30 protein-coding genes are annotated in these 25910 nt (G+C 71.6%); 14 read left to right on the top strand and 16 right to left on the bottom strand.

Going from position 1 to position 25910, the window contains the following annotated elements:
• Positions 1–86 precede the first annotated feature (86 nt).
• From ACFZB9_RS02945 to ACFZB9_RS02915, 7 genes are all read left to right on the top strand, one after another.
• Positions 87–1124: a PhoH family protein gene (locus ACFZB9_RS02945; protein ID WP_391443323.1), complete on the top strand. Its 1038-nt coding sequence runs from the start codon at positions 87–89 to the stop codon at positions 1122–1124.
• Between the two features lie 14 nt (positions 1125–1138).
• Positions 1139–1633, top strand: a complete 495-nt coding sequence (gene ybeY, locus ACFZB9_RS02940) for an rRNA maturation RNase YbeY (RefSeq protein ID WP_391443182.1) — start codon at positions 1139–1141, stop codon at positions 1631–1633.
• Between the two features lie 83 nt (positions 1634–1716).
• Positions 1717–3060: a hemolysin family protein gene (locus ACFZB9_RS02935; protein WP_391443181.1), complete on the top strand. Its 1344-nt coding sequence runs from the start codon at positions 1717–1719 to the stop codon at positions 3058–3060.
• A gap of 102 nt (positions 3061–3162) precedes the next feature.
• The gene (locus tag ACFZB9_RS02930; RefSeq protein ID WP_391443179.1) at positions 3163–3504 is read left to right on the top strand and encodes a cytidine deaminase; all 342 of its coding nucleotides are present in this window, start codon (positions 3163–3165) and stop codon (positions 3502–3504) included.
• Positions 3505–3614: 110 nt separating this feature from the next.
• Complete coding sequence (locus tag ACFZB9_RS02925) at positions 3615–3767, top strand: hypothetical protein (RefSeq protein ID WP_329564090.1); 153 nt, start codon at positions 3615–3617, stop codon at positions 3765–3767.
• A 100-nt stretch (positions 3768–3867) separates the two neighbouring features.
• A complete protein-coding gene (gene era, locus ACFZB9_RS02920) occupies positions 3868–4818 on the top strand; it encodes a GTPase Era (RefSeq protein ID WP_391443177.1) in 951 nt (316 codons plus the stop codon).
• A gap of 77 nt (positions 4819–4895) precedes the next feature.
• Positions 4896–5498, top strand: coding sequence for a hypothetical protein (locus ACFZB9_RS02915; protein WP_391443175.1), 603 nt, complete (start codon positions 4896–4898; stop codon positions 5496–5498).
• Between the two features lie 42 nt (positions 5499–5540).
• On the opposite strand, the gene ACFZB9_RS02910 is transcribed toward ACFZB9_RS02915, so the two are convergent.
• A complete protein-coding gene (locus tag ACFZB9_RS02910; protein ID WP_391443174.1) occupies positions 5541–5855 on the bottom strand; it encodes a protealysin inhibitor emfourin in 315 nt (104 codons plus the stop codon).
• Positions 5856–5955: 100 nt separating this feature from the next.
• Positions 5956–6981 (bottom strand): M4 family metallopeptidase, encoded by a 1026-nt coding sequence (locus ACFZB9_RS02905; protein ID WP_391443173.1) that lies wholly within the window; start codon positions 6979–6981, stop codon positions 5956–5958.
• A gap of 303 nt (positions 6982–7284) precedes the next feature.
• On the opposite strand from ACFZB9_RS02905, the gene leuA reads away from it, so the two are divergent.
• The 5 genes from leuA to ACFZB9_RS02880 all read left to right on the top strand — a co-directional run bounded on the left by leuA (position 7285) and on the right by ACFZB9_RS02880 (position 12441).
• Positions 7285–9081, top strand: coding sequence for a 2-isopropylmalate synthase (gene leuA / locus ACFZB9_RS02900; RefSeq protein WP_391443171.1), 1797 nt, complete (start codon positions 7285–7287; stop codon positions 9079–9081).
• A 251-nt stretch (positions 9082–9332) separates the two neighbouring features.
• On the top strand, positions 9333–9995 hold the full coding sequence (locus ACFZB9_RS02895) for a TerB family tellurite resistance protein (RefSeq protein WP_391443170.1): 663 nt from the start codon (positions 9333–9335) through the stop codon (positions 9993–9995).
• A gap of 185 nt (positions 9996–10180) precedes the next feature.
• Positions 10181–10927 carry a DNA repair protein RecO gene (recO, locus tag ACFZB9_RS02890; RefSeq protein ID WP_391443168.1) on the top strand — a complete coding sequence of 249 codons (747 nt, stop codon included), beginning with the start codon at positions 10181–10183 and terminating at the stop codon, positions 10925–10927.
• Between the two features lie 2 nt (positions 10928–10929).
• Positions 10930–11793, top strand: a complete 864-nt coding sequence (locus ACFZB9_RS02885; RefSeq protein WP_391443167.1) for an isoprenyl transferase — start codon at positions 10930–10932, stop codon at positions 11791–11793.
• Between the two features lie 9 nt (positions 11794–11802).
• Positions 11803–12441 (top strand): hypothetical protein, encoded by a 639-nt coding sequence (locus ACFZB9_RS02880; RefSeq protein WP_391443166.1) that lies wholly within the window; start codon positions 11803–11805, stop codon positions 12439–12441.
• Positions 12442–12460: 19 nt separating this feature from the next.
• Here ACFZB9_RS02880 and ACFZB9_RS02875 read toward each other — a convergent pair whose 3' ends face one another.
• From ACFZB9_RS02875 to ACFZB9_RS02860, 4 genes are read right to left on the bottom strand one after another with little or no spacing between them, the layout of a single operon-like run.
• Positions 12461–12883 carry a Fur family transcriptional regulator gene (locus tag ACFZB9_RS02875; RefSeq protein ID WP_391443164.1) on the bottom strand — a complete coding sequence of 141 codons (423 nt, stop codon included), beginning with the start codon at positions 12881–12883 and terminating at the stop codon, positions 12461–12463.
• A 35-nt stretch (positions 12884–12918) separates the two neighbouring features.
• Entirely contained in the window at positions 12919–13938 is a 1020-nt protein-coding gene (locus tag ACFZB9_RS02870; RefSeq protein WP_391443163.1) for a metal ABC transporter permease, read from the bottom strand.
• Positions 13935–14783 carry a metal ABC transporter ATP-binding protein gene (locus ACFZB9_RS02865; RefSeq protein WP_391443162.1) on the bottom strand — a complete coding sequence of 283 codons (849 nt, stop codon included), beginning with the start codon at positions 14781–14783 and terminating at the stop codon, positions 13935–13937. The genes ACFZB9_RS02870 and ACFZB9_RS02865 overlap by 4 nt, the downstream gene beginning before the upstream one ends.
• Positions 14784–14799: 16 nt before the next feature.
• Positions 14800–15771, bottom strand: a complete 972-nt coding sequence (locus ACFZB9_RS02860; RefSeq protein ID WP_391443160.1) for a metal ABC transporter solute-binding protein, Zn/Mn family — start codon at positions 15769–15771, stop codon at positions 14800–14802.
• A gap of 205 nt (positions 15772–15976) precedes the next feature.
• Between ACFZB9_RS02860 and ACFZB9_RS02855 the strand changes: the two genes are divergently transcribed.
• Positions 15977–17359, top strand: coding sequence for a glycine--tRNA ligase (locus tag ACFZB9_RS02855; protein WP_391443158.1), 1383 nt, complete (start codon positions 15977–15979; stop codon positions 17357–17359).
• Between the two features lie 68 nt (positions 17360–17427).
• Here the strand turns inward: ACFZB9_RS02855 and ACFZB9_RS02850 are convergent, their stop codons facing one another.
• The 5 genes from ACFZB9_RS02850 to ACFZB9_RS02830 all read right to left on the bottom strand — a co-directional run bounded on the left by ACFZB9_RS02850 (position 17428) and on the right by ACFZB9_RS02830 (position 21759).
• The gene (locus tag ACFZB9_RS02850; RefSeq protein ID WP_391443157.1) at positions 17428–18060 is read right to left on the bottom strand and encodes a hypothetical protein; all 633 of its coding nucleotides are present in this window, start codon (positions 18058–18060) and stop codon (positions 17428–17430) included.
• A 38-nt stretch (positions 18061–18098) separates the two neighbouring features.
• The gene (locus ACFZB9_RS02845; protein ID WP_391443156.1) at positions 18099–19070 is read right to left on the bottom strand and encodes a WXG100 family type VII secretion target; all 972 of its coding nucleotides are present in this window, start codon (positions 19068–19070) and stop codon (positions 18099–18101) included.
• The gene (locus ACFZB9_RS02840) at positions 19067–19378 is read right to left on the bottom strand and encodes a hypothetical protein (RefSeq protein ID WP_391443155.1); all 312 of its coding nucleotides are present in this window, start codon (positions 19376–19378) and stop codon (positions 19067–19069) included. The genes ACFZB9_RS02845 and ACFZB9_RS02840 overlap by 4 nt, the downstream gene beginning before the upstream one ends.
• Positions 19379–19537: 159 nt before the next feature.
• Positions 19538–20176 carry an NADAR family protein gene (locus tag ACFZB9_RS02835; protein WP_391443153.1) on the bottom strand — a complete coding sequence of 213 codons (639 nt, stop codon included), beginning with the start codon at positions 20174–20176 and terminating at the stop codon, positions 19538–19540.
• A gap of 128 nt (positions 20177–20304) precedes the next feature.
• On the bottom strand, positions 20305–21759 hold the full coding sequence (locus tag ACFZB9_RS02830; protein ID WP_391443151.1) for an MFS transporter: 1455 nt from the start codon (positions 21757–21759) through the stop codon (positions 20305–20307).
• A gap of 112 nt (positions 21760–21871) precedes the next feature.
• Here ACFZB9_RS02830 and ACFZB9_RS02825 point away from each other — a divergent pair, with 112 nt between their 5' ends.
• On the top strand, positions 21872–22789 hold the full coding sequence (locus ACFZB9_RS02825) for a helix-turn-helix transcriptional regulator (RefSeq protein ID WP_391443150.1): 918 nt from the start codon (positions 21872–21874) through the stop codon (positions 22787–22789).
• 37 nt (positions 22790–22826) lie between these two features.
• Here the strand turns inward: ACFZB9_RS02825 and ACFZB9_RS02820 are convergent, their stop codons facing one another.
• The 5 genes from ACFZB9_RS02820 to ACFZB9_RS02800 form a co-directional block, all read right to left on the bottom strand.
• Positions 22827–23627, bottom strand: a complete 801-nt coding sequence (locus tag ACFZB9_RS02820; protein ID WP_391443148.1) for an ABC transporter permease — start codon at positions 23625–23627, stop codon at positions 22827–22829.
• On the bottom strand, positions 23624–24529 hold the full coding sequence (locus tag ACFZB9_RS02815; RefSeq protein ID WP_391443147.1) for an ABC transporter ATP-binding protein: 906 nt from the start codon (positions 24527–24529) through the stop codon (positions 23624–23626). Before ACFZB9_RS02815 ends, ACFZB9_RS02820 begins: the two co-directional genes overlap by 4 nt.
• Before the next feature lie 132 nt (positions 24530–24661).
• Positions 24662–25192 (bottom strand): GNAT family N-acetyltransferase, encoded by a 531-nt coding sequence (locus ACFZB9_RS02810; RefSeq protein WP_391443145.1) that lies wholly within the window; start codon positions 25190–25192, stop codon positions 24662–24664.
• Positions 25193–25234: 42 nt separating this feature from the next.
• Positions 25235–25366 carry a hypothetical protein gene (locus ACFZB9_RS02805; RefSeq protein WP_391443144.1) on the bottom strand — a complete coding sequence of 44 codons (132 nt, stop codon included), beginning with the start codon at positions 25364–25366 and terminating at the stop codon, positions 25235–25237.
• 38 nt (positions 25367–25404) lie between these two features.
• Entirely contained in the window at positions 25405–25821 is a 417-nt protein-coding gene (locus tag ACFZB9_RS02800) for a hypothetical protein (RefSeq protein WP_391443143.1), read from the bottom strand.
• Positions 25822–25910: the final 89 nt, after the last annotated feature.

The raw sequence follows: 25910 nt of genomic DNA, 5'->3' as shown, positions 1-25910 counted from the left end.
AGCACGGCGCGCGGAACGGCACGAGGCCCAGCGCGCGCGGCGGCGACGGATCGACCGCCCGGATCGTGATTCCCGAGAAGCACCCGATGGTCACCCTGCTCGGTGCCACCGACTCCCTCCTGCGGGTGATCGAGCGCTCCTTCCCGGAGACCGACATCCACGTGCGGGGCAACGAGGTGACCGCCACCGGCGACACCGCCGACATCGCCCTGGTCAAGCAGCTGTTCAGCGAGATGATGCTGGTGCTGCGCACCGGACAGCCGCTGACCGAGGACTCCGTGGAGCGGTCCATCGCGATGCTGAAGAGCGCCGCCGCCAACCCGGACGGCGCCGCCGAGAGTCCCTCGGCGGTCTTCACCGCGAGCATCCTCTCCAACCGGGGCCGCACCATCCGCCCCAAGACGGTGAACCAGAAGAACTACGTCGACGCGATCGACCGGCACACGATCACCTTCGGGATCGGCCCGGCCGGTACCGGCAAGACCTATCTGGCGATGGCCAAGGCCGTGCAGGCGTTGCAGGCCAAGGAGGTCAACCGGATCATCCTGACCCGCCCGGCGGTCGAGGCCGGCGAGCGGCTCGGGTTCCTGCCCGGCACCCTCTACGAGAAGATCGACCCCTACCTGCGTCCGCTCTACGACGCGCTGCACGACATGATGGACCCCGACTCGATCCCGCGGCTGATGGCGGCGGGCACCATCGAGGTCGCCCCGCTCGCCTACATGCGCGGCCGGACCCTGAACGACGCCTTCATCATCCTGGACGAGGCGCAGAACACCTCGCCCGAGCAGATGAAGATGTTCCTGACCCGCCTGGGCTTCAACTCCCGGGTCGTGGTCACCGGTGACACCAGCCAGATCGACCTGCCGGGCGGTACCCGCAGCGGTCTCAAGGTGGTCCAGGAGATCCTGGCCGGCGTCCCGGACATCCACTTCTCGATCCTGACCAGCACCGACGTGGTCCGCCACAAGCTGGTCGGCCGGATCGTGGACGCCTACGAGCGCTGGGACGCCGAGAACGGCGAGGACTCGGGCCGGGAGGCCCAGGGCCAGTCCCCGCGTAAGAGCGCCCCGCGCGGCCCCCGCAGCCGCACCCCCCGACAGCCCCATCGCACCGAAAGCTGAGTCGACACCGCTCCATGTCCATCGACATCGCCAATGAATCCGGCTGGGAGGCCGACGAGGAGTCCATCCTCGACGTCGCCCGCTTCGCCCTCGACAAGATGCGGATCCATCCGCTGTCCGAACTGTCCGTGATCCTCGTGGACGCCGAGGCGATGGAGCAGCTGCACATCCAGTGGATGGACCTGCCGGGTCCCACCGATGTGATGTCCTTCCCGATGGACGAACTGCGTCCCGGCAAGGAGGGCGAGGAGCTGCCGCAGGGCCTGCTCGGTGACATCGTGCTCTGCCCCGAGGTGGCCAAGGCCCAGGGCCTGGCCGCGCCCTCCGAGCACTCGATGGACGAGGAGCTGCAGCTGCTCACCGTCCACGGGGTGCTGCACGTGCTCGGCTACGACCACGAGGAGCCGGAGGAGGAGCAGGTCATGTTCGCCCTCCAGAAGCGGATCCTCGACGACTGGCGGGCCGGTCGCGGGCTGTCGGGGATCTCCCCGGCTCCCACGACGCACTGATATCGCATGAGCGAACGAAGTGAGCTCATCATCGATAGGTGCGTGTGCCGCGAAGCGCCTGCCGAGCGAAGTGAGGCGGCCGCATGAGTGGCGACAGTACGAGCTTTCTTGTCGCGTCCTTCCTGCTGGTGATGCTGGGCTGGCTGGCCGCCTGTGCGGAGGCCGGCATCTCCCGGGTCTCCCGGTTCCGGGCCGAGGAGGCCGTGCGGGCCGGGCGGCGCGGGGCCGACCGGCTGCTGACGGTGGCCTCCGACCCGATCCGCTACCTCAACCTGGCCACCCTGATCCGGGTGGCCAGCGAGATGGCGGCCGCGGTCATGGTCACCGTGGTCTGCGTGCGCAACCTCAGCCAGGCCTGGCAGGCGATCCTGCTGGCCTTCGGCGTGATGGTGCTGGTCTCCTTCGTGGCGGTCGGCGTCTCACCGCGCACCATCGGCCGCCAGCACCCGCTCACCACGGCCACCGCGGCCTCCTTCGTACTGCTGCCGCTGGCCGCGATCCTCGGCCCGATCCCGCGGCTGCTGATCCTGCTGGGCAACGCGCTCACCCCCGGCAAGGGTTACCGCGAGGGCCCCTTCGCCTCCGAGGCGGAGCTGCGCGCCCTGGTCGACCTGGCCGAGAAGGACGACCTGATCGAGGACGACGAGCGCCGGATGGTGCACTCGGTCTTCGAGCTGGGCGACACCATCGTGCGCGAGGTGATGGTGCCGCGCACCGACCTGGTGATGATCGAGCGGCACAAGACGGTCCGCCAGACCCTCACCCTGGCGCTGCGCTCAGGCTTCTCGCGGATCCCGGTGGTCGGCGACAACGAGGACGACGTGGTCGGCATCGTCTACCTCAAGGACCTGGTCCGGCGCACCCACGTCAACCCGGAGGCGGAGGCCGACCAGGTGGACACCGTGATGCGCCCGGCGGTCTTCATCCCGGACAGCAAGCCGGTGGACGACCTGCTGCGCGAGATGCAGCAGATGCGCTCGCACGTGGCGATCGTGATCGACGAGTACGGCGGCACCGCGGGCCTGGTCACCATCGAGGACATCCTGGAGGAGATCGTCGGCGAGATCACCGACGAGTACGACCGGGAGACCGCCCCGGTCCAGGACCTCGGCGACGGCTCCTACCGGATCACCGCCCGCCTGCTGGTGGAGGACCTCGGCGAGCTGTTCGGCATCGAGCTGGAGGACGAGGACGTCGAGACGGTGGGCGGCCTGCTCGCCAAGCACCTGGGCCGGGTGCCGATCCCGGGCTCGGCCTGTGAGATCCCGGTGCCGTCGGACGGTCCGGCGGGGCCCGCGGCGATCACCGCGATCCGGCTGACCGCGGAGAGCTCGGCCGGGCGGCGCAACCGGATCGGCACCCTGGTGGCCGCCCCGGTCGGGCCGCAGCTGCGGCAGGCCCAGCCGGAGCAGGGCGACTCCGACTGACCCCCGCCCGCCTGGCCGCCTGGCCGCCCGCCTGGCCGCCGGTCAGGCGGCGGGGTGAGGAGCGGCTCGGCGGGCCAGGGGTGGGCGTCTAAGCTCGGCGGCATGACTGACCTTGATCCCGAAGACCAGAAGATCATCACGCTGGCCCGCTCCGCCCGGGCCCGCAATGGTGTGGCCGAAGGCGCGGCGGTGCGCGACGAGACCGGGCGCACCTACGTGGCCGGCTCGGTGGAGCTGGCCTCGCTGCGGCTGAGCGCGGTGCAGGCGGCTGTGGCGATGGCGGTGGCCAGCGGGGCCAAGGGGCTGGAGGCGGCGGCCGTGGTGACGGCCGAGGCGGCCCCGGCGGCGGTGGACCTGGCCGTGGTCGGCGACCTCGGCGGCCCGGGCACGCCGCTGCTGCTGGCCGGGCCGGACGGCTCCCTGCGGGTTCGCGCCGAGGCCTGAGCCGTCCGGCCGAGGCCCGAGCCGTCTGCGAGCCACCCCGCTCGTTGAGCACCCCGTGGCCTGATGCCATAAGTGTGAAAGGCGGATAATCTCGCCCGAGGGGGTGGGGAATGCTCGGGGCACTCGGATTCTTCGCGGCGCTGCTGGCCGTGGTGATGGGCATGGGGCGTTGGCACGAGACCGGCTCGCCCTACTGGCTGGGCGGCTCGATCGCGCTGCTGGTCCTCACCCTGATCGGGGCGCTGCAGTCGCGGCGCAAGTGACCCCGGACACCCCGTCCCGCCCCCGTTCCGGCCCCCGATCGGTGGTCTTGACGCGGCTGTGGGGCGGGGGTGGCCGGGGGTGATCGGCCGATCAGGGAGAATGGTCCCCATGAGCGACACCCCCTCCTCCCCGGCAGCCCCCTACCGTTCGGGCTTCGCGTGCTTCGTCGGCCGACCCAACGCGGGCAAGTCGACCCTGACCAACGCCCTGGTGGGAACGAAGGTCGCGATCACCTCCGACCGCCCGCAGACCACCCGGCACACCGTGCGCGGCATCGTGCACCGCCCGGACGCGCAGCTCGTCCTGGTCGACACCCCCGGCCTGCACAAGCCGCGCACCCTGCTCGGCGAGCGGCTCAACGACCTGGTCCGCTCCACCTGGGCCGAGGTGGACGTGATCGGCTTCTGCCTGCCCGCCGACCAGAAGCTCGGCCCCGGCGACAAGTTCATCGCCAAGGAACTGGCCGAGATCAAGAAGACCCCCAAGGTGGCCATTGTCACCAAGACCGACCTGGTCGACTCCAAGCGGCTGGCCGAGCAGCTGATCGCCATCGCCCAGCTCGGCGCCGAGCTGGGCATCGAGTGGGCGGAGATCATCCCGGTCTCGGCGGTCGCGGACAAGCAGGTCGGCCTGGTGGCCGAGCTGCTCACCAAGCTGCTCCCCAAGGGCCAGCCGCTCTACCCGGACGGCGACCTGACCGACGAGCCCGAGCAGATCATGGTCGCCGAGCTGATCCGGGAGGCCGCCCTGGAAGGCGTGCGCGACGAGCTGCCGCACTCGCTGGCCGTGGTGGTCGAGGAGATGATCCCGCGCGAGGACCGGCCGGCCGACCGCCCGCTGCTGGACATCCACGCGAACGTCTACATCGAGCGGCAGAGCCAGAAGGCCATCGTGATCGGCGCCAAGGGGGCCCGGCTCAAGCACGTCGGGACGACCGCCCGCAAGCACATCGAGGCGCTGCTGGGCACGCCGGTCTACCTCGACCTGCACGTCAAGGTGGCCAAGGACTGGCAGCGCGACCCCAAGCAGCTGCGCAAGCTCGGCTTCTGACCGCCCCTGCTTTACCTGTTCTTTGCCTGATCGGGGCAGAGATTTGGGAAAGCGAAATAATTCAATATCATCGCTGGATGCAGTATGACGTGATCACCCATGCCGTGGGCGTCGCCGTCCCGGTCGAGGAGGTCCGCGCGGTGCTGCCGTGGATGCGCACCGGCGGCTACCTGCTGGCCACCGGTCCCGGCGGCACGGCGCTGTTGCCCGACCCGCCGCGCCTACGGCTGGGGCGGCCCGACGGACGGTACCCCGTGCGCCGGGCTCACCGGTTCGCCCGGGACCTCGCCGTCGCGCTGGCGGCCCCGGTCTGGCACCTGCTGGACCGGCCGGGCGGCACCCGCGTCATGCTCGTCACCCCCGAGGGCGCGGCGGCCTCGCTCGACTGGCCGGTCCAGGGGGCGCGGCCCGTCGGGTCGCACCGGGCGGCCGCGCACCGGGCCGACTGGGAGCGGCGCTGCGCCCGCCTCGCGACCATGGCCGGCCACCCCGGGCGGGGTGCCGCGCTGGCTGGGCTGTGCCACGGGGCGGCCGCACCCGGCGGTCCGGCCGAGGGTGCCCGGCTGCTCGCGCAGCTGTGCGAACTCTTCGGGCTGCCGGGGCAGTTGGTGGGCCAGTCGCCGGCCTCCCGGGGCGCCGCCCACGGCCGCGGCGCGGTCCGCTTCGAGGGGCGGCCGTAGCTGCCCGGCGAACCGGCCCTCAGCGGGTGCGGCGAACCAGTCCTAAGCGGGTGCGGCGAACCAGCCGTCGCCGGGGGAGAGCGGCGGCAGCACGATCCCCTGATGCAGGATCAGCGAGATCAACTCCCGCTGGGAGTCGGTCAGTCGCGGGTCCGCGCAGTGCACCGTGCGGCCGTCCACGGTGATCTCGTAGTGGTAGCCGTCGGGCACGCCGAATCCGGGTGCCCGCGAGGCGCCGGCCACCGCCTCGCGGGCCAGCGCGTGCACGTGCGGCGCGTCGATCCGGGTGGCGGTGTCCAGCTCGGCCCGCAGAACCTGCCCGGTGAAGCCGCCGTTCCTGCTCACCTGTATACGCATGGTCGCCAGTCTGCTACGCACCGCTGGTCGATGCTGGGATTTTCCTGAGAAGGCCTCAACTGCGTGTCGTCAGAGCCGAGAAGAGGCGGTGCGGAGCCGCTCAGGCTACCGCCAGGCCGACCTGCTTCCAGGCACCGGCCACCGCCTCCGACACCGGTCCCTCGCCGTACCGGGCCCGGGCGGCGGCCAGGGTGGCCCGGGCGAAGCCGGCGAAGTCGGTGTCCGGACTCACCGCGGGGCCGGTGACGGCGTCGTACCAGATCCGCCCGGCCCGCTCCCAGGCCGCGCCGCCCAGCTCGGCCGCGAGCAGGTGGAAAGCCCGGTTGGGGATACCGGAGTTGATGTGCACCCCGCCCTCGTCCGCGGTGGTCTCCAGGTAGCCGTCCATCGAGTCCGGCTGCGGATCGCGGCCGAGTCTGGGGTCGTCGTAGGCGGTGCCCGGCGCCTTCAGCGAGCGCAGCGCCACCCCGCGCACGCCCCGGCCCAGCAGCCCCGCGCCGATCAGCCAGTCGGCGTCCGCGACCTGCTGGCCCAACGCGTACTGCTTGACCAGGGAGCCGAAGACGTCCGCCACCGACTCGTTGAGCGCCCCGGACTGGCCGTGGTACGCCAGCGCCGGGCCGTACTGGACCAGCCCGTGAGCCAGTTCGTGGCCGATCACCTCCAGGCAGCCGGTGAAGTCGTCGAACAGCACGCCGTCGCCGTCACCGAAGACCATCCGGCCGCCGTCCCAGAAGGCGTTGTCGTACCCCTCGCCGAAGTGCACCGTGGCGTGCAGTGGCAGGCCGGCGTCGTCCAGCGAGCGGCGGCCGTAGACCTCCAGGAGCAGGGCGAGGGTGGCGCCGAGCCCGTCGTAGGCGCGGTTGACGGCGGGGTCGGCGGTCGGTGGCCCGCCCTCGGTGCGCACCGTGCGACCGGGCAGGGCCGTGTGGTGCCCGGCGTTCGCGATGGTGCGCCCGGGGCGCCCGGCCGGGGCGGACCGGGCGGCGGGCAGTGCTGCGCGGGTGGCGCGCAGGGCGTCGTCGGTCTCGCGTGAACGCCGGGCGTCCTCGTCGCCGAGCTCGACCAGCCGGTCCAGCAGATAGGGCGGCACGATCGAGCAGATCGGGGTGCTGGGCTGCGTCATGGCACCCAGCGTCCGGGCAAAGACACCGGGTGTCACGCAGGTGCCGTCTCACGGAGTGGAAATGTCGCGGTCCGGGCTTCGGTCGCGCGGGCCGCTCGGCTACGCTGGCCCCATCATGCGTAACGGGCTGCTTCTTCTTAGCTGCCGCGGCGAGGGCCTGTAAGACCGTTGAAGGCCGGCTCCCTCGTCGCGGAGGCTGTGCTGTGCGCACGCGTGGATCGTGGCGCCGCACCCAGTCGGCCCGTCGGGTGACCAGAGCCCCCGACCAGCCCGCATCCGAAGAGAAGCCGAGAGTCTCATCACATGACTGAGCAGTCTTCTGTCACCGGCGCTTTCCGTGCCCGCCCCTTCATCGACCGGCCCACGCCGATCACCGCGGGGACGGTGCGGCAGAAGCCGTCCGGGATGCCCTTCGAGCGCTACCTGCCGTTCGGCGCGGTCGACCTGCCGGACCGCACCTGGCCGAACACGGTGATCGGCAAGGCCCCGCGCTGGCTCTCCACCGACCTGCGCGACGGCAACCAGGCGCTGATCGACCCGATGTCGCCGGCCCGCAAGCGCAAGATGTTCGACCTGCTGGTATCGATGGGGTACAAGGAGATCGAGGTCGGCTTCCCGTCCTCCGGGGCCACCGACTTCGACTTCGTCCGCTCGCTGATCGAGCAGGACGCGATCCCCGAGGACGTCACCATCTCGGTGCTGACCCAGGCCCGCGAGGACCTGATCGAGCGCACCGTGGAGTCGCTGCTCGGCGCCCCGCGCGCCACCGTGCACCTGTACAACGCCACCTCGCCGCTGTTCCGCCGGGTGGTCTTCAAGGGCAGCCGGGAGGACATCAAGCAGATCGCGGTGGACGGCACCCGGCTGGTCATGGAGTACGCGGAGAAGCTCTTGGGGGAGGAGACGGTCTTCGGCTACCAGTACTCGCCGGAGATCTTCATCGACACCGAGCTGGACTTCGCGCTGGAGGTCTGCGAGGGCGTGATGGACGTCTGGCAGCCCGCCGAGGGCCGCGAGATCATCCTCAACCTGCCGACCACGGTGGAGCGTTCGACGCCGAACGTGTATGCGGACAAGATCGAGTGGATGTCCCGCAACCTGTCCCGCCGCCAGTTCGTCGCGCTCTCCACCCACCCGCACAACGACCGCGGCACCGGCGTCGCCTCGGCCGAGCTGGCCGTGATGGCCGGCGCCGACCGGGTCGAGGGCTGCCTGTTCGGCCAGGGCGAGCGCACCGGCAACCTGGACCTGGTCAACGTCGGGATGAACCTGTTCTCGCAGGGCGTCGACCCGATGATCGACTTCTCCAACATCGACGAGATCCGCCGTACCTACGAGTACTGCAACCAGATGAACGTCCCCGAGCGCCACCCCTACGCCGGCGACCTGGTGTACACCTCCTTCTCCGGCTCGCACCAGGACGCGATCAAGAAGGGCTTCGACGCCCTGGAGGCCGACGCCAAGGCGGCCGGTGTCCCGGTGGGCGAGTACACCTGGGGCGTGCCCTACCTGCCGATCGACCCCAAGGACGTGGGCCGCTCCTACGAGGCGGTCATCCGGGTCAACTCGCAGTCCGGCAAGGGCGGTATCGCCTACGTGCTGAAGAACGACCACAAGCTGGACCTGCCGCGCCGGATGCAGATCGAGTTCTCGAAGATCATCCAGGCCAAGACCGACGCCGAGGGCGGCGAGGTCACCCCGGCCGACATCTGGGCGGTCTTCCAGGACGAGTACCTGCCGACCCCCGAGAACCCGTGGGGCCGGATCGCGCTGCGCGAGCAGCAGAGCCTGACCACCGAGGACGGGCGCGACGCGCTCTCGGTGCAGGCGCTGCTGGACGGCGCCGAGGTCGAGCTGACCGGCTCCGGCAACGGCCCGGTCTCCGCCTTCACCAACGCGCTGGCCGGCATCGGCGTGGACGTACGGGTGCTGGACTACGCCGAGCACGCGCTGAGCGAGGGCGGCGACGCCCAGGCCGCCGCCTATGTCGAGTGCGCGGTGGACGGCCAGGTGCTGTGGGGGGTCGGCATCGACGCCAACACCGTGCGCGCCTCGCTGAAGGCGATCATCAGCGCCGTCAACCGGAGCGGCCGGCGCTGACCCGGCGCGCTCGGCGACGGGCGGCGCGGGGCGGGCGGCCGCGCTACCAGCGGTCGGAGTGCGGTCCGGGAACAGCTGTGTCCTGGGCCACACTTTTTCCTTCCGGCACTCGTTCGGGGTGCTGACACCGCTTGGCAACCGTGGCACCATCGACCCACCGGAAGCGCGGTCGGTGGGACGGCCGGCGCCTCCGGTCGCGTGACCTGCCCGTTGTCGTGCAGGCCGCCTGCCAGGTCTGGGGAGTTGGCGCCGTGACACGGTTGTGGGGTGTTCGCCCGCGGTGGCGGACGGATGTGCTCGGTGAGTTCTTCTGTCCGGGCTGCGGCGGGGACCGCAACTACCGTCGGCAGCACGGCCGGCGGTGGCTGCGGCTGCTCGGTAGCCCGGTGCTGCCGCTCGGCCCGGTGCTGACCACCGTGCAGTGCACCAACTGCCATGGCCGGTACGGCATCGAGTGCCTGGAGCAGCCCACCAGCGGGCGGCTGACCGGGTTGCTGCGGGACGCGCAGTACACCATCGCGCTCACCCTGCTCGCGGCCGGCGGCACCGGCTCGGCCGCCGCCCGGGCCGAGGCCTGCGAGCTGGTCCGCGCCGCGGGCTTCGAGGACTGCGGCGAGGCCCAGGTGCTGGCCTCGCTCGCCGCGCTGTCCGGCCTCGACACCGGCGAACCGCTCGAACTGCGCGGCCCCGGCGCCGGTCTGGCCATCGAACTGCATGCCGCGCTGGAGCCGTTGGCCCCTTACCTGGCCCAGCAGGGACGCGAGCGGCTGGTCCTGCAGGGGGCCAGGATCGCGCTGGCCGACGGCCGCTACCTGCCGCAGGAGCGGGCCGCGCTGGCCGCGGTGGGCCGCTGCCTGCGGCTGGCCGACGAGGTGGTGCTCCGGCTGCTGGAGGCCGCCCGTACCCCGCACTGACCTCGGCGCCCCGCGCGCCGGGGCGCCCCCGAGCTGGGCCCGTTCCCCCCTCCGGGCCCGCCGTGCCCGCATCGGCTCCCCCGAGTGCCCGGTGCGGCGCCCGGCTGTCCGCCGCCGCCGGCTGCCGGACCGGCCGGGTCCGAGGGCCTGTCCGGGCGGCCCGCGCCGTGCGGGACAATGGGGGAATGAGTCTGATCCGTGACGACGGCGTTGTCCTGCGCGCCCAGAAGCTCGGCGAGGCCGACCGGATCATCACCCTGCTCACCCGCCAGCACGGCAAGGTCCGCGCGGTGGCCCGGGGGGTGCGCAAGACCAAGTCCAAGTTCGGTGCCCGCCTGGAGCCCTTCTCCCACGTGGACGTGCAGTTCTTCAGCCGGGGCAGCGAACTGCTCGGCCGCTCGCTGCCGCTCTGCACCCAGGTGGAGACCATCGCCCCCTACGGCGGCGGCATCGTCACCGACTACGGCCGCTACACCGCGGGCACCGCGATGCTGGAGACGGCGGAGCGGTTCGCCGAGAACGAGGGTGAACCCGCCGTCCAGCAGTACCTGCTGCTGATCGGCGCGCTGCGCACGCTGGCCGCCGGCACCCACGAGTCGCACCTGGTGCTGGACGCCTTCCTGCTGCGCTCGCTGGCCGTCAACGGCTACGGCGCCAGCTTCACCGACTGCGCCAAGTGCGGCCTGGACGGCCCCAACCGGTTCTTCTCGCTGCAGGCGGGCGGCGTGCTCTGCGCGGACTGCCGCGTGCCTGGCTGTGCCGTACCCTCCCCTGAGACACTGGTTCTGCTCGGTGCCCTGCTCTCCGGAGACTGGCGGACGGCGGACGCCAGCGAACCCCGGTACTGGCGGGAGGGCAGCGGTCTGGTCGCCGCCTACCTGCAGTGGCACCTTGAGCGGGGTATCCGCTCGATGAGATACGTGGAGAAGTGAGCATGGCAGCGCGACGGCTCTTCGGCGGCAGCAAGCAGCGGACCTACCGCACCCCGGACCCGCACCCGAGCGGCGCCCGGCCACCGAAGATCCCCGGTGAGCTGGTCCCGGAGCACGTCGCCATCGTCATGGACGGCAACGGCCGTTGGGCCAAGGAGCGCGGACTGCCCCGCACCGAGGGCCACAAGGTCGGCGAGAGCGTGGTGCTGGACGTGCTGAAGGGCGCGATCGAGCTGGGCGTCAAGAACATCTCGCTCTACGCCTTCTCCACCGAGAACTGGAAGCGTTCCCCGGATGAGGTGAAGTTCCTGATGAACTTCAACCGGGACGTGATCCGCCGCCGCCGCGACGAGCTGGACGAGCTGGGCGTGCGGATCCGCTGGGCCGGGCGGATGCCCAAGCTCTGGAAGAGCGTGGTCCAGGAGCTCCAGGTGGCCGAGGAGCAGACCAAGGACAACGACCTGGTCACCCTCTACATGTGCGTCAACTACGGCGGCCGGGCCGAGGTCGCCGACGCCGCCGCCGCGATGGCCGCCGATGTGGCGGCCGGCAAGCTGGACCCGAAGAAGGTCAACGAGAAGACCCTCGGCAAGTACATGTACCACCCGGACATGCCGGACGTGGACCTCTTCCTGCGCCCCAGCGGCGAGCAGCGCACCTCCAACTTCTGGCTCTGGCAGTCGGCTTACGCCGAGTTCGTGTTCCAGGACGTGCTCTGGCCGGACTTCGACCGCCGTGACCTGTGGCGGGCCTGCGAGCAGTACGCGATGCGCGACCGCCGCTTCGGCGGCGCGCTGCCCAACGAGCTGCCGGCCGAGCCGTCCGCGGAGCTGACGGGCGCCGCCGAACTGCCGGCGCAGCGCTGAGCCTGCCGGGTGTTCGAGGCCTCCCGGGTGTTCGAGGTCAGGCGCGGCATCCGGCGCCTGCGGCGCGACCCGCACTGGGACTACCGCAGGCGGGCGTCGGCCGATGACGTCGGCCTCGGCACCCGGGGCTATCCGTTCACCCTCGGCTCCGGCACCGACCGGCTGTACGACCTGCTGCGCGGTCAGGTGGCGGGCCGGTCCGCGGTGCTGGCGCACCTGCTGGTGGCGCCGGCGGCGCCCATCCGCGGCGGCGCGCTGCACGACTTCTCGCTGGTCGCGCTCGACCTGCCCCGGGCGCTGCCCGCCACCGCCGTGACGCCGCGTCGGCTGGCGGCCAAATGGCGCGGCGAGCGGTCCTGGCCGATCCCGCCGGGCCTGTGGCAGCGCCACCCGCTGCCGGGCGGCGGGCCCGGTGCGCACGTCGAACGGGTCTGCGCCGACTACGAATTCGGCGAGCTGCTGATCACCGACCAGCTCAAGCGGCTGACCGTGGCGGCCGACTGCGGCTGGCGGATCGACGGCGCCCGGCTGATCGGCTGGACCGACGGGCGCCGTCCGTACGAGGAACTCATCACATTGGCCGAGCGGTTGGACCAGCTGGTGGCGGCCTTTCCGGCCGCCGTCTGGCAGTGGCGCAGCTGGTCCTGACCCGGCCTCGGGGGTGGGATCAGGCGCCGGCCCGCTGCTTGGCCGCGCACTCGGCGCAGGTGCCGAAGATCTCCAGCGTGTGCGCGATGTCGCTGAACCCGTGTTCGGCCGCCACCGTGTTGGCCCAGCGCTCCACCGCCGGGCCCTCGACCTCCACCGTGCTGCCGCAGAGCCGGCAGACCAGGTGGTGGTGGTGCCCGCTGCTGCACCGCCGGTAGACGGCCTCGCCGTCGGCCGTGCGCAGCACGTCCACCTCGCCGGCGTCGGCGAGCGACTGCAGCGTGCGGTAGACGGTGGTCAGACCCACCGAATCGCCCCGGTGCTTGAGCATGTCGTGCAGTTCCTGCGCGCTGCGGAAATCCTCGATCTCGTCCAGCGCCGCGGAAACGGCGGCGCGCTGCCTGGTGGATCGGGCGCGTGGCGACGGGCCTGCGGTGGTCACCGGTGCTCCTCCTGAAGGTCGGGGCGGGTCACAGCTCATTGTGCCAGCCTCGCACTACCGACCGGGTCGTGTGGTGCGGCCGCTTTCGCGGGCCCCGGGATCGCCGGGCGGGCGCCTGCGTCCCCGTCGCTGCCGACATCGCTGCCGACATCGCTGCCGATGTCGGTGGTGCTGTCGGTGGTGCTGTCCTCGCGCAGGTCGGTGTCGGGGGTGCCGGTGCCGCGGTGGCGGCGCCTGGCCAGCGGCGCGGCCAGCACGCTGAACACCGCGAAGACGGCGATCGCCAGCAGCACGATCGCGGAACCCGGCGGCACGTCGGCCTGGTAGGAGGTGGCCACCCCGCCGAGCGACACCAGCACGCCGAGCCCGATCGCCAGCATCTGGGTGGCCAGGAACGAGCGGGTCAGCAACTGGGCGGCCGCGACCGGCACCACCATCAGCGCGCTCACCAGCAGCAGCCCCACCACCCGCATCGCCACCGTGACGGTGACCGCGGCCATCACCGCGAGCAGCAGGTTGAGCAGACGCACCGGAACCCCGGTGACCTTGGCGAACTCCTCGTCCTGGCAGACCGCGAAGAACTGGCGCCGCAGCCCCAGGGTGACTGCGATGACGACCGCGCCGAGCACCCCGATGGTCACCAGGTCGCCGGTGTCCACCGCCAGGATCGAGCCCCAGAGGTAGCTGTCCAGGCTGCCCCCGGTCCCGCTGGCCGACGGCGCCTTGCTGATCAGCAGCCGGCCGCAGGCCATCCCGCCGTAGAAGAGCATGGCCAGGGCGATGTCACCGCGCTGGTTGCCGCGGGAACGGACCAGCTCCATGATCACGGCGGCCACCACGCAGACCAGCACCGCCATCCAGACCGGGCTGGTCTGGAAGACCAGGCCGAGGCCCACGCCGGTCAGCGCCACATGCCCGATGCCGTCGCCCATCAGCGCCTGGCGGCGCTGCACCAGGTAGACGCCGACGGCCGGCGCGGTGATGCCGACCAGCAGGGCGGCGAGCAGCGCGCGCTGCATGAAGTCGTAGGACAGCATGTCGGTCAGGCCGGTCATATCAACAGTCCAGGCTGGGAGCGGTCGTGGGGGTTCGGGGCGGTGGGCGCCAGGTCGTGACGGTCGTGGTCATGGTGGCCGTGGCCGTGGCCGTGGTCGTGATGGCCGTGGCCGTCGGCCGTCGGGGCCGTCGCCGGTGGCCCGTCGTGCCACACCCGCCCGTCCCGCAGCAGCACCGCGCGATCGATCAGCGGCTCCAGCGGTCCCAGTTCGTGCAGCACCAGCAGGACCGCCACACCCTTGGCCACCTCGCGGCGCAGCGTGTCGGCGAGCACCCGCTGGCTGGCCAGGTCCACCCCGGCCATCGGCTCGTCCATGATCAGCAGCTCCGGCCCGCCGACCAGCGCTCGGGCGATCAGCACCCGCTGCTGCTGCCCGCCGGACAGGTTCGCCACCGAGTCGCCGGCCCGGTCCAGCAGGCCCACGGCGTCCAGTGCCTCATCGACCGCGGCCCGGTCCCGGCGCCGTAGCGGCAGCAGCCCGTGCCGTGCCAGCCGCCCGGTCGCGACCACCTCGCGCACGGTGGCCGGCACCCCGCCGGCCGCGGTGGTGCGCTGCGGGACGTAGCCGATCCGGTGCCAGGCGCGGAACCTCGCCCCCGGCGTGCCGAACAGTTCGCGCCCGCCGCCGGTCAGCGGTACCGAGCCGACCACCGTCTTCACGGTGGTGGACTTGCCGGAGCCGTTGGCGCCGAGCAGTGCGACCACCTCGCCCGGGGCCACGCGCAGGTCGACCCCGCGCAGCACCGGGCGGCCGCCGAGCGCGGCGTGCGCGCCGCTCAGCCGGATCACGTCGGCGGGCCGGGGCGTGTCGCCGGGTCGGGCCACCTCGTTGGGGGTGCTCATCGTCACTGACCTCCCGTCAGCTCGCGCAGCCGAGCGCCGACCGCAGGTTGGTCAGGTTCTGCTGCATGATCGAGAAGTAGTCGTCGCCGCTGCCCTTCTTGACGCCCTCCAGGGGGTCGAGCACCGCGGTCCTCAGGTTCAGGTCCTTGGCCACGCTGTCCGCCAGCTTCGGGCTGACCAGGGTCTCGAAGAAGATCGTGGTCACCCCGTTGGCCTTGGCCGCCTGCTGGATCTGCGCCATCCGGGCCGGGGTCGGCTCGGACTCCGGGTCCACCCCGTTGATCGCGATCTGGTGCAGCCCGTAGTGGTCGGCGAGGTAGCCGAAGGCGGCGTGGCTGGTGACGAAGGAGGTGTCGGTGCAGCCCTGGAGCCCGCTCCTGAAGCTCTGGTCCAGGGTGCCGAGCCGGCTGACCAGGTCCTCGGTGTTGCGCTGGTAGGTGGCGGCGTGCGCCGGGTCGGCCTTGGCCAGTTCGGCGCCGACCCCCTGGGCGACGGCCGCGTACCGGGTCGGGTCCAGCCAGATGTGCGGGTCGCCGCTCGGGCCGGGGTGCTCGTGGGTGTGCCCGGCGCTGTCGGTCTCCTCGGTGCCCTCGTCGAGGTGGTGGTCGGCCAGCGGCGAGATCGCGGCGGCATCCACCACGTGCTTGCTGTGCGACTGCGCGACGGCCTTGTCCACCGTGGGCTGCAGGCCCTTGAGGTAGAGCACGACGTCGGCCTTCTGGACGGCGCCCACCTGCTTGGCGGTGAGCTCCAGGTCGTGCGGTTCGGTGCCGGCCGGGGTCAGATCGCTGACCTTCACCTGGTCACCGCCGATCCGCTCGGCCAGGTACTGCATCGGATAGAAGGAGGCGACCACGCCCACCTTGCCGCTCGCGCTCTTGGCGTCGGAGCTGCCGGCGCCGCTCGAACCGCAGGCGGTGAGCAGCAGCGCGCCGACGGCGGCGGTGGCCGCCAGGGCTATGGAGGTGCGGAGGGGGCGGAGCATCATGACAACCATTCTCATCTTAATTGGAAATGATTGTCAACTTCCGATGGCGGAGGGGGGCTGTTCGCTGCCTCGAACCCGCGCGGACATTATCGATTTGAACCCCTCACCCGCCCGCCCGGTAACCTGAGGTATTCGGGTGCGCGCAACCAGCCGCGCCCTGACCGTGCCGTCGTACCGAGTTGCGACGTCGTCTGAAGAGAGCACTGTGGCCGCCGACAAGATCGACACGATCGTCAGCCTGAGCAAGCGCCGTGGATTCGTCTACCCCTGCAGCGAGATCTACGGTGGCACCAAAGCCGCCTGGGACTACGGGCCACTGGGCGTCGAGCTCAAGGAGAACATCAAGCGCCAGTGGTGGCGTGCGGTGGTCACCGCTCGCGAGGACGTCGTCGGGCTCGACTCTTCGGTGATCCTGGCCCGCGAGGTCTGGGAGGCCTCCGGCCACGTCGCCACCTTCAACGACCCGCTGACCGAGTGCACCTCCTGCCACAAGCGCTACCGCGCGGACCACCTGGAGGAGGCCTACGAGGCCAAGCACGGCAAGCTGCCGGCCAACGGCCTGGCCGACATCAACTGTCCGCACTGCGGCACCAAGGGCGCCTTCACCGAGCCCAAGGAGTTCTCGGGCATGCTGAAGACGCACCTGGGCGTCACCGAGGACGCGGGCGGCCTGGCCTACCTGCGCCCGGAGACCGCGCAGGGCATCTTCACCAATTTCAAGGCCGTCCAGACCACCTCGCGCAAGAAGCCGCCGTTCGGCATCGCCCAGGTCGGCAAGAGCTTCCGCAACGAGATCACGCCCGGCAACTTCATCTTCCGCACCCGCGAGTTCGAGCAGATGGAGATGGAGTTCTTCGTCAAGCCGGGCGAGGACGAGACGTGGCACGAGTACTGGCTCGAGCAGCGCTGGAACTGGTACACCGACCTGGGCCTGCGCACCGAGAACATGCGCTACTTCGAGCACCCGAAGGAGAAGCTCTCGCACTACGCCAAGCGCACGGTCGACATCGAGTACCGCTTCAACTTCGGCGGCAGCGAGTTCTCCGAGCTTGAGGGCGTGGCCAACCGGACCGACTACGACCTGGCGACCCACAGCGAGGCCTCCGGCCAGGACCTCAAGTACTTCGACCAGGAGTCGGGCGAGCGGTACTTCCCGTACGTCATCGAGCCGGCAGCGGGCCTCAACCGCGCGATGCTGGCCTTCCTGCTCGACGCCTACTTCGAGGACGAGGCGCCGAACGCCAAGGGCGTCATGGAGAAGCGCGTCGGCATGCGGCTCGACCCGCGGCTCGCGCCGGTCAAGGTCGCGGTGCTGCCGCTGTCGCGCAACGCCGACCTCTCGCCGAAGGCCCGCGGCCTGGCCGCCGACCTGCGCCAGGCGTGGAACGTCGAGTTCGACGACGCGGGCGCGATCGGCAAGCGCTACCGCCGCCAGGACGAGATCGGCACGCCGTTCTGCGTCACCGTCGACTTCGACACCCTTGAGGACAACGCGGTCACCATCCGCGAGCGGGACACCATGGCGCAGGAGCGCGTCTCGCTGGACCAGGTGAAGTCCTACCTGGGCGCGCGGCTGATCGGCTGCTGATCCGGCCACCCACGTGGTGAAGGGGCCGCTCCCGCTTCGGCGGGGGCGGCCCCTTCGTGGTCGCTGCGTCAGGCTCGGCCGGCGAGCAGGGCGCGGAGCTGCTTGCGCTCGTCGGTCCCGGCGTCCAGCGCGAGCAGTGAGCCGTCGGTGAAGCTCAGGTCGACCCGCTCAGGCTGGCGGAACTCGCGTTCCTTGGGCTCGCCGACGACCAGGTGATGCAGGGCCAGCTCGCCCAGGCGCTCGCCGCTCTTGCGGTGCAGCACCAGGACGCGGCGATCGGTGAAGACGAGGAATGCCTCGTGGTTCTCGTGGTACCGGTGCCTGGACGAGCCGGTGCGCACCATGCGGAGGAAGACTCCGGCCTGACTCGCCCACCCGCCCTTGAACGGTCGGCCGTGCGGGTACTGCCAGAGAATCCGCACCGCGACAACTCGCGGACCGAGCAGTGCAATGGCGATAAACCGGAACACGTGATCGGCCGGCCCCGTGTCCCAGCCGTCCGGCGGTACCGGCTTGGCGATCCGCAGGCGCCGAGGTACACGCATCGGGATCAGCCCGTGCAACTCGACGTCCATCGCACCGCGCACCCGCTCCTGCGGCTGGAGCCACGGTGAGATCAGATCCCGCGTCGCCTGCTCCCGTTGTGCCTCGCGGGCCGCAATCTCGGTGAGGAGCCGCTGCCTCCGTGCCTCGTTCGCCATGCTCTCTCTTCTCAGCGCCTGAAACCCTTGGACGGACGTCAGCCGAAAGCCTGCTCGATCCGACCGCCGGGCACGTGGTACGGCGCCGGCGGGTCGGCCGGCGGGGGGCTGTCCAGTTCGCCCGCCAGCTTTTCGGCCTCGCCCTTCAGATCGGGGTGCACGCCGGTGAGGCCCCCGAGGATCGGGGCGGCCAGGCCGCTCTTGATCGGCTTGACCGCGAGTTGTCCGACGAGGTTGGCACCCTTGTACGCGCTCCCGTAGGTCTTGAGCTTCAAGAGCTCCCGATCCCCGGTGCGGATGTTCTTGATCACCTTGCGGGCTTTGTTGGCCGCCGAGATCTCCTTGCCGAGCTTCTCGGCCTCCCGTAGCTCCTTCATGGCCTCCTGGAGCTTCGTCAACTTCTCCGCCAGTGTCTCCGACACCTTGGCCACCCGGCCCACGAACGCCGTGATCTCCGCGTCCGCCACCAGCCCGTCCACGATCGAGGCCAGGCCCAGGGTCAGGATGTCCGCGAGGAACCCCGCCGCCACCGTCATCCCGATCCACTCGATGGCCTCGCGGATGATGCCGATCACCGTGTCCTCGGCGAGCTGGCACTCCGCCGCCGCCGAGCCGATGATCTGGGCGGTGTTGGCGGCGTCGTCGGCGGTGGCGTCGATCGCGGCGACGACCTGGCCCATGTGGGCGCCGAAGGCGTTGGAGGCGCTGCCGTGCCACTGCTGGGAGACCGGCCCGGCGCCCTGGCGCAGTGACTCGGCGACACCGCGCAGTGCCATGGCCTGGTCCTGCCAGGTCTGGGCGGCGGTGAGCAGGGCCTGCGGCTGGCCGGTCACCTTGTCGAGCTGGTCGAGCAGCCCGGTGGCTTCGAGCACGCCCTTGACCACGTCGTCGAGGAACGAGCCGATCGCGCCCGGGTTGTCGGCGTGGATCTGCGGCAGCGGCTTCAGCGGTGCCGGGGGCGGCGCGCTGGCCCACCCGTAGGCGTTGCCGGTCGGGTCGGGAGCCCTCACTGCGCACCCCCGAACATCCCGGCCATGTCGGCGTCGGTGCCCGCGTAGTTGCCTGCCGTGGTCTGCAGGCCGCTGGTGGCGTAGTCCAGGCAGTCCATCAGGTCGCTGCAGTTCTGCTGCTCGGCGTCGGCGTGGCCGGTGTACGCGTCGAGCAGTCCGGCGGAGTCCGGCAGCTTGCCGAACGCCCCGTCGGGAATCTGGACCTGGGCGAGCGTCGCCTGTATCTGGCTCAGCTCGCTGTACTGCTGGTCTATCAACTGGCCGTACGCGACCAGCGCGTCGGGTTCCACCTGAACGGGTTCCCGCATGACTAGTTCCCCCATGAAGATGCGGTGTTGGATGGTGCCAGGACCGAGGCGACCAGAATAGTCGGGCGGCTGCGGTCCGGGGTCACCAAGGGGCATCAGGGCAATGTCAGTTGCTGAACGGCCTGATCACCTGGGGCGCCGGGAGCCCGACGATCTGGGTCAGCTGCTCGCGGGCTGGGCCAACTGCTCGCGGGCCGCCATCAGGGCGAAGCCCAACAGGTTGAGCCCGCGCCAGCGTTGCGGATCTTCGGCCCCCAACTCGTGGGCGGCCCGGCCGATCCCCCAGACCCGGTCCAGCGGACTGGCCTCCACCAGCACCCGCTTGCCGGTGCCGAGCAGGTAGTCGCGCAGCGCCTTGTCCTGCCCGAACTTGGCCACGCTGCCGGCCACCACGAGCTCGAACCGCTCGGCCGCCCACCGCTCCTCGTCGAAGCCGCGCACCAGCCGCCCGAGTTTCTTCGCCTCGGCCGGAGTGCGCGCGGCCAGGATCCGCGCCTCGGTCTCGCTGTCCGCGAAGAGCCGCGCCTTGCCGGCCATCATCCAGTGCTCGGCAGAGGCGTAGGTGACGCCGTCGACGGTGAACGCCGAGGGCCACCACTGGCTCAGCGCGCCGGACCCGATCCGGCCGTCGCGCTGCGGCTGGTGGCCCCAGAAGAAGAGGTACTTGGGCCGCGCACCGGCCGCGACCAGGGCGGCGAGATCGTCGCGGGTGCGGGCGTCGGCGGGGTGGTTCACATCGGCGGGGCGGTCCAGCTCGGGATCGTTCAGCTCGGGGTGGTTCAGCTCGGGGTGGTTCATGGGGGAATCGTCCCAGGGTGGGGCGGGGGAGGGCGAACAGAATTCGGGAACGGCGCAGCCCTCGCCCGGGTGCCCCGGAAACCGGGGCCGGGCGAGGGCTGAGGGAGTGCCCATCAGCTGTGTGTGGCTCAGTTCATGCTGCGCGGTAGCCGGGTGCTCAGGTAGGTGATGACCACCGCGCCCACCAGCTCGATGCCCAGGACCACCGCGAGGCTGTGTGCCATGCCGATCGACGGGACCAGGGAGAGGAAGAGGGTGCCGAGTGTCGCGACGCCCAGGGCCAGGCTGGACTGCTGGGTGGTCGCCAGCACGCCGCTGCCGACGCCGGCTCGCTCCAGCGGGACCTTGGCCAGGACGACCCGGAACAGCGGGGTGCCGATCAGGCCGTTGCCCAGGCCGGTCAGGGCCATGCCGGGCAGCAGGGTCAGGACGCTCAGGCCGTGGAAGTCGGTCAGCACGGTGACCAGCAGCACCACCGTGCCCAGCGGGTTGATCAGCGAGCCGGCGGTGATGACGCGGCTGCCGAACCGGCCGATCAGCCGAGGGCCGGCCAGCGAGGAGGCGAAGTAGCCGACGGCCAGCGGGACCAGGGCCAGGCCCGCGTTGACGGGGCTGAGCTGGAGGCCCTGCTGCAGGGTGATGGCCAGGATGAACATGAAGGCGCCGAAGTTGGTGAAGTACGGCACCGCGATGCCCAGGCCGCGCCGCATGTCGGGGATCCGCAGCAGCGACAGCGGCACCAGCGGGCTGCCGCCGGCCTGCTCGGTGCGGCGCTCCACGACCACGAACGCCCAGGCGGCGAACGGGAAGAGGGCGAGCAGCAGCCAGGTCCAGAGCGGCCAGCCGACGGCCCGGCCCTCCATCAGCGGGACGAAGAGGCTGAGCAGCGCGGTGCTGAGCAGCGCGGTCCCGGGCAGGTCGACCCGGCTGGGGGCGGCGGAGCGGTTCTCGGGGACGAAGCGCAGCGCCAGCAGCATGGTGGCCACCGCGAACGGCACGTTGAGCAGGAAGACCGAGCGCCAGCTGCTGCCGAACAGGTCGGCCTGGACCAGCATGCCGCCGAGCACCTGGCCGATCACCACGCTGATCCCGCCCACGGCGCCGTAGATGCTCAGGGCGCGGGCGCGGTGGGCGCCTTCGGTGGTGGCGGTGATGATGGCGAGCACCTGCGGGACGAGCAGCGCGGCCGAGGCGCCCTGGGCGACCCGGGCGGCGACCAGGGTCCAGGCGGTGGGGGCCAGGCCGCAGGCGAGCGAGGTGACGGCGAAGGCGGCGACGCCGATCAGGAAGAGCTTGCGGCGCCCCAGGCTGTCGCCGAGGCGGCCGCCGAGCACGAGCAGGACGGCGAAGGCGATGCCGTAGCCGGCCGCGATCAGCTCCAGCACGGCGGGGCCGGCCGAGAGCTGGTGGTCGATGCTGGGCAGCGCGACGTTGACGATGAAGAAGTCCAGCATGGGCAGAAAGGCGCCGAGCAGGACGGTGACCAGGCCGGCCGTCGTCAGGGTGTGACGGGTGGGAGCCGCTGCGGTCAGGTGCGATGAGCTGATGGGGAGAGCCTGTGGGCGTTCCAGTTGCTGAGTCACGGGTCCTACGATCCGGCAGTTCCTACCCTGGTACCAGAGTCTCGTTATCCTGTTATAACGACTACCAGGCACCAGGGTCGCCCCCGGCGCGCGCCGGGCGCATGCTGGTGGCATGCGCATCGTGAACTCGCCCACCACAGTCAACGTGCCCGCCACGGACCCCCCTGGCAAGGGGCCCGCCCTGGCGCCGGTCGCCACGGTGTCCGAGGTGCCGGACCTGCGCCGCCAGGAGCTGGCCGCCTTCCTGCGCAGCCGCCGGGAGCGGATCTCGCCCGAGCAGGTCGGCCTGCCGAGCACCGGGCGGCGCCGCACCCCGGGCCTGCGGCGCGAGGAGGTCGCGCAGCTCGCCGCGGTCGGGGTGACCTGGTACACGTGGTTGGAGCAGGGGCGTGACATCCAGGTGTCGGGGCAGGTGCTGGAGGCGGTCTCCCGTGCGCTGCTGCTCGACCCCAACGAGCGCGAGCACCTCTACGTCCTGGCCGGGGCCGGTCACCCCACGCCCGGCCGGGACTGTCCGGTGATCACCCCGGCGGTGCGGCAGATGCTCGACCAGATGACGCTGCTGCCCAGTTGGGTGCTGAACAGCCGCTACGACATCCTGGCCTACAACGAGATGTGCGTGCGGCTGCTCGGCGACTTCGGCCAACTGCCCCCCGAGGACCGCAATGTGGTCTGGCTGATCTTCACCAACCCGGCCTACCAGTCGCGTTGGCTCGATCTGGAGGCCGCCCAGCAGCAGGTGGTGGGCCGGATGCGCGGTGCGATGGCCGACCATGTGTCCGATCCGGCCTGGAAGGCACTGGTGGCCCGACTGCGGCAGGCCTCACCGGAGTTCGAGGAGAGGTGGCAGCGGCACGAGGTGCTGGGCCGCGGGAACGGCAACAAGGGCTTCCTGCACCCCGAGGTGGGGGTGCTGCGGATGGACTACACCAACATGTGGTTCGGCCCGCGTGAGGGCACCCGGCTGGTCGTGTACAGCCCCAGCGACGAGGAGGGCCGGGCCAAGCTGGCGCGGCTGGCGGAGGGCTGATGGCGAAGGGCTGACAGCCGCCGGGACGGCCGGGCCGTCACTCCGGCCGCGGATCCCAGCGGAAGCGCCGGATCGCGACGACCGCCCCGGCGGCGCCCCAGGCGAGCAGCACCCCGAGGCTGCGCCAGGCGGGGGCGCTGCCGCCCTGCCCGGCGAGCGAGTGCAGCAGCGCCTCGTTGAACGGCCGCACGGGCAGTGCGGCGGCGACGCCGTTCAGCGCGCCGGAGTGGATCGGCAGGTAGGTGCCCGAGATGAAGACGAGCGGGAACAGCACGAACTGGACGACCGCCGGCGCCGCCTCGGCGTTGCGGATCAGCGAGGCGACCGCCGCGCCCAGCGCGCAGAAGGCGGCCGCCCCGAGCAGCAGCGTCAGCGCGATCGCCGGCCAGTGCGCGGGCTCGGGGACCGGCACCCCGTAGCAGCTCCCGACGATCACGATCAGCGCCACGTCCACCACGCTCACCAGGACGCAGTGCGCCAGCAGCCCGAGGAAGTACAGCCACGCGGGGAGCGGCGTCGCCCGGACCCGCTTGAGGATCCCGTTCTGCCGTCGCGTCGCGAGCACGATCGCCAACTGGCTGTAGCAGGAGCTCAGTACGGAGAGCGCGGCGATCGTGCAGACGTAGTACCGCAGTGCGCTGAGCCCGTCGAAGTACGAGCTCGGGGTCGGGTCGCGGAACAGCGCACCGAAGATCGCGATGATCACGACCGGGAAGACGAAGGTGAAGAACGCGCTCTGCGGATTGCGCCAGAAGGTCAGCTGCTCGTAGCGGATCTGGTGCCACAGCAGGGCGAGTTCACGGCGCGGGGCCGGGCGGACGGCGGTTGTGGGGTTCACTCGGCGCCTCCTTCGGTCAGGCGCAGATAGACGTCCTCCAGGCTCGGCCGCTCGACGGTGAGTTGACTGAGCGTCAGTCCGTGTTCCAGTGCCCAGCCGGTGAGTTGGTGCAGTGCCGCGGTCGGCTCCGCGGTCTCCACGGTGTACCGGCCCGCGCCCCGCCCGGTGGCGAGCGGCGGCTCGGCGCCGCGGTGCTCCGAGGGCAGCGTGAAGCGGATCAGGGTCCGGTCCCGGTCGCGGCCGCCGAGGGTGGCGGGTGTCCCCTCGGCCACGATCCGGCCGCCGGCCAGCACCGCCACCCGGTCGGCCAGCGCCTGGGCCTCCTCCATGTAGTGCGTGGTGAGCAGGATGGTGGTGCCCGCCTCGCGCAGGTCGCGCACCAGCTGCCAGGCGCCGCGGCGGGCGTTCGGGTCGAAGCCGGTGGTCGGCTCGTCCAGGAAGAGCAGACTCGGGTCGCCGATCATCCCCAGTGCCAGGTCCAGCCGCCGCTTCTGCCCGCCGGAGAGCGTGCGGACCTTGCGGCGCTCCAGCCCGGCGAGGCCGACCAGGCCGATCACCTCGGCGACGTCGCGCGGGGCCGGGTAGTAGCCGGCGTTGCGGGCGATCGTCGCGCGCACCGTCAGATACGGCTCCACGGCGATGTCCTGCAGCACCAGCCCGATCCGCTCGCGCAGTGCCCGTCCGCTCGCCCGGTCGCCGGGGTCGATGCCGAGCACCGCGACCCGCCCGGCGTCCCGGGCGCGGAACCCTTCGAGGATCTCTACCGTGGTGGTCTTGCCGGCGCCGTTGGGCCCGAGCAGTGCGAAGATCTCCCCGGGCTCGACGCTGAAGCTCACCCCGGCCACCGCCGCCACCGCGCCGTAGCGCTTGTGCACACCGTCGACCTCGACCGCGCTAGCCATGCCCGGTACCGCGCGGCTCGGTCGCCGCTGTCCCTCGTTGCGTTGCCATGCCTCTATTGCACGCCTCTCGCGGGCCGAATGGCAGGGGTGGTGGCGGCCGTGTCGCACGGCGAGGGGCCCGCCGGCGCCGCGTCAGGCTCCCGGCCGGTCCGGGAAGCGGTAGATGCCGCGCCCCTCACGGTCGTTGCTGCCCGAGTTGCGGAGCCCGAGGGCCTCGGCGAGGCGGCGGGAGGGCAGGTTGACGTCGTCGATCAGCGCCACCACCGGCGTCTGCGGGCGCAGTTCGGCGGCCTGCCCGAGCGCGGCCCGGGCGCCCTCGGCGGCAAGGCCCCGACCCCAGGCGGTGGGGGAGTACCGGTAGTAGAGGTTGAGGGTGGGCGTGCCGTCGAGTTCGAACAGCCGCGTTCCGGTGAAGCCGATCACCGTCTCCGGATCGGTGCGCAGGCTCACCGCGCAGTACCCGATGCCCTGTTCGGTCCAGTCGGTGAGCCAGGTGCGCAGCGAGGTCTCGCTCTGCTCCAGATCACGGTGCGGGCCGTGCGCGTTGTAGCGGTTGGTGGCCGGGTCCCCGTGCACCGCGAAGACGGCGGGCCCGTCGGCGGGGGTGGGCCGGCGCAGCAGCAGGCGGTCGGTGGCGGCGAACAGGGTGGTGTCGGTCAGCACAGTGGATCCCCCGATGTAATAGTCACTGATGAATAGAGTCTATTACGTTGTTGGTTCCTTGGGCAGGGGTCCGGGCCCGGCGACGAGCTGCGCGTCCTCCTCGTCCAGCCCGGGGTCCACCTCGGCGTCGAGCCCGGCGCTGATCTCTGCCTCGGTCGTGGTCCTCGTTGACATCGGGCCAGTTCACCCCGAACGCCGCAAGGCGATCCCCCTCACGCGGCCAGCGCCAGCACCGGCGCCCCGGTCACCCGGCGGCCCACCGCCCGCCCCGGCCCGCGCAGCGCGAGCACCGCGCAGAGCGCCGCCAGCGGCAGCTCCGCCAGCACGGCCATCGCGAGCGCGACCAGCAGCCCCGAGGTGGCGTTCGCCGTACCGAGGTCCCACAGCGCGTCGCTCACCAGCAGCAGCGCCGCGCACCCGGCCAGCGGGCGGTGCAGGCGGTGGCCGGCGCGCAGCAGCCCGGCCGTGCCGAGCAGGCAGGCGGCCTCGGCCAGGTCGAGCGCGACCCAGCCCGCCGAGTCACGCAGCGTCAGCATCAGGACGGCGATCCACGGCAGCAGCACCACGCCCGCGCCGCCGAGCAGCAGCGCCTGGCGCCGCACCGTCGGCCACTCGCTCCCGATCCTCATGACGCTTCCTCCCGTTCCCTCGACGACGTGCTCCAGCAGGCCCGCGACCGAGCCCGTACCGCTGTCCTCGGCCGGCCTTCGCTCAGCGA

Origin of the sequence: Kitasatospora sp. NPDC008050 (assembly GCF_042957465.1) — a bacterium.
In the GTDB taxonomy this organism is placed as follows: domain Bacteria; phylum Actinomycetota; class Actinomycetes; order Streptomycetales; family Streptomycetaceae; genus Kitasatospora.
Note: the sequence above shows the minus strand (reverse complement) of the source record. Positions and strands in the feature narration are given on the sequence as shown.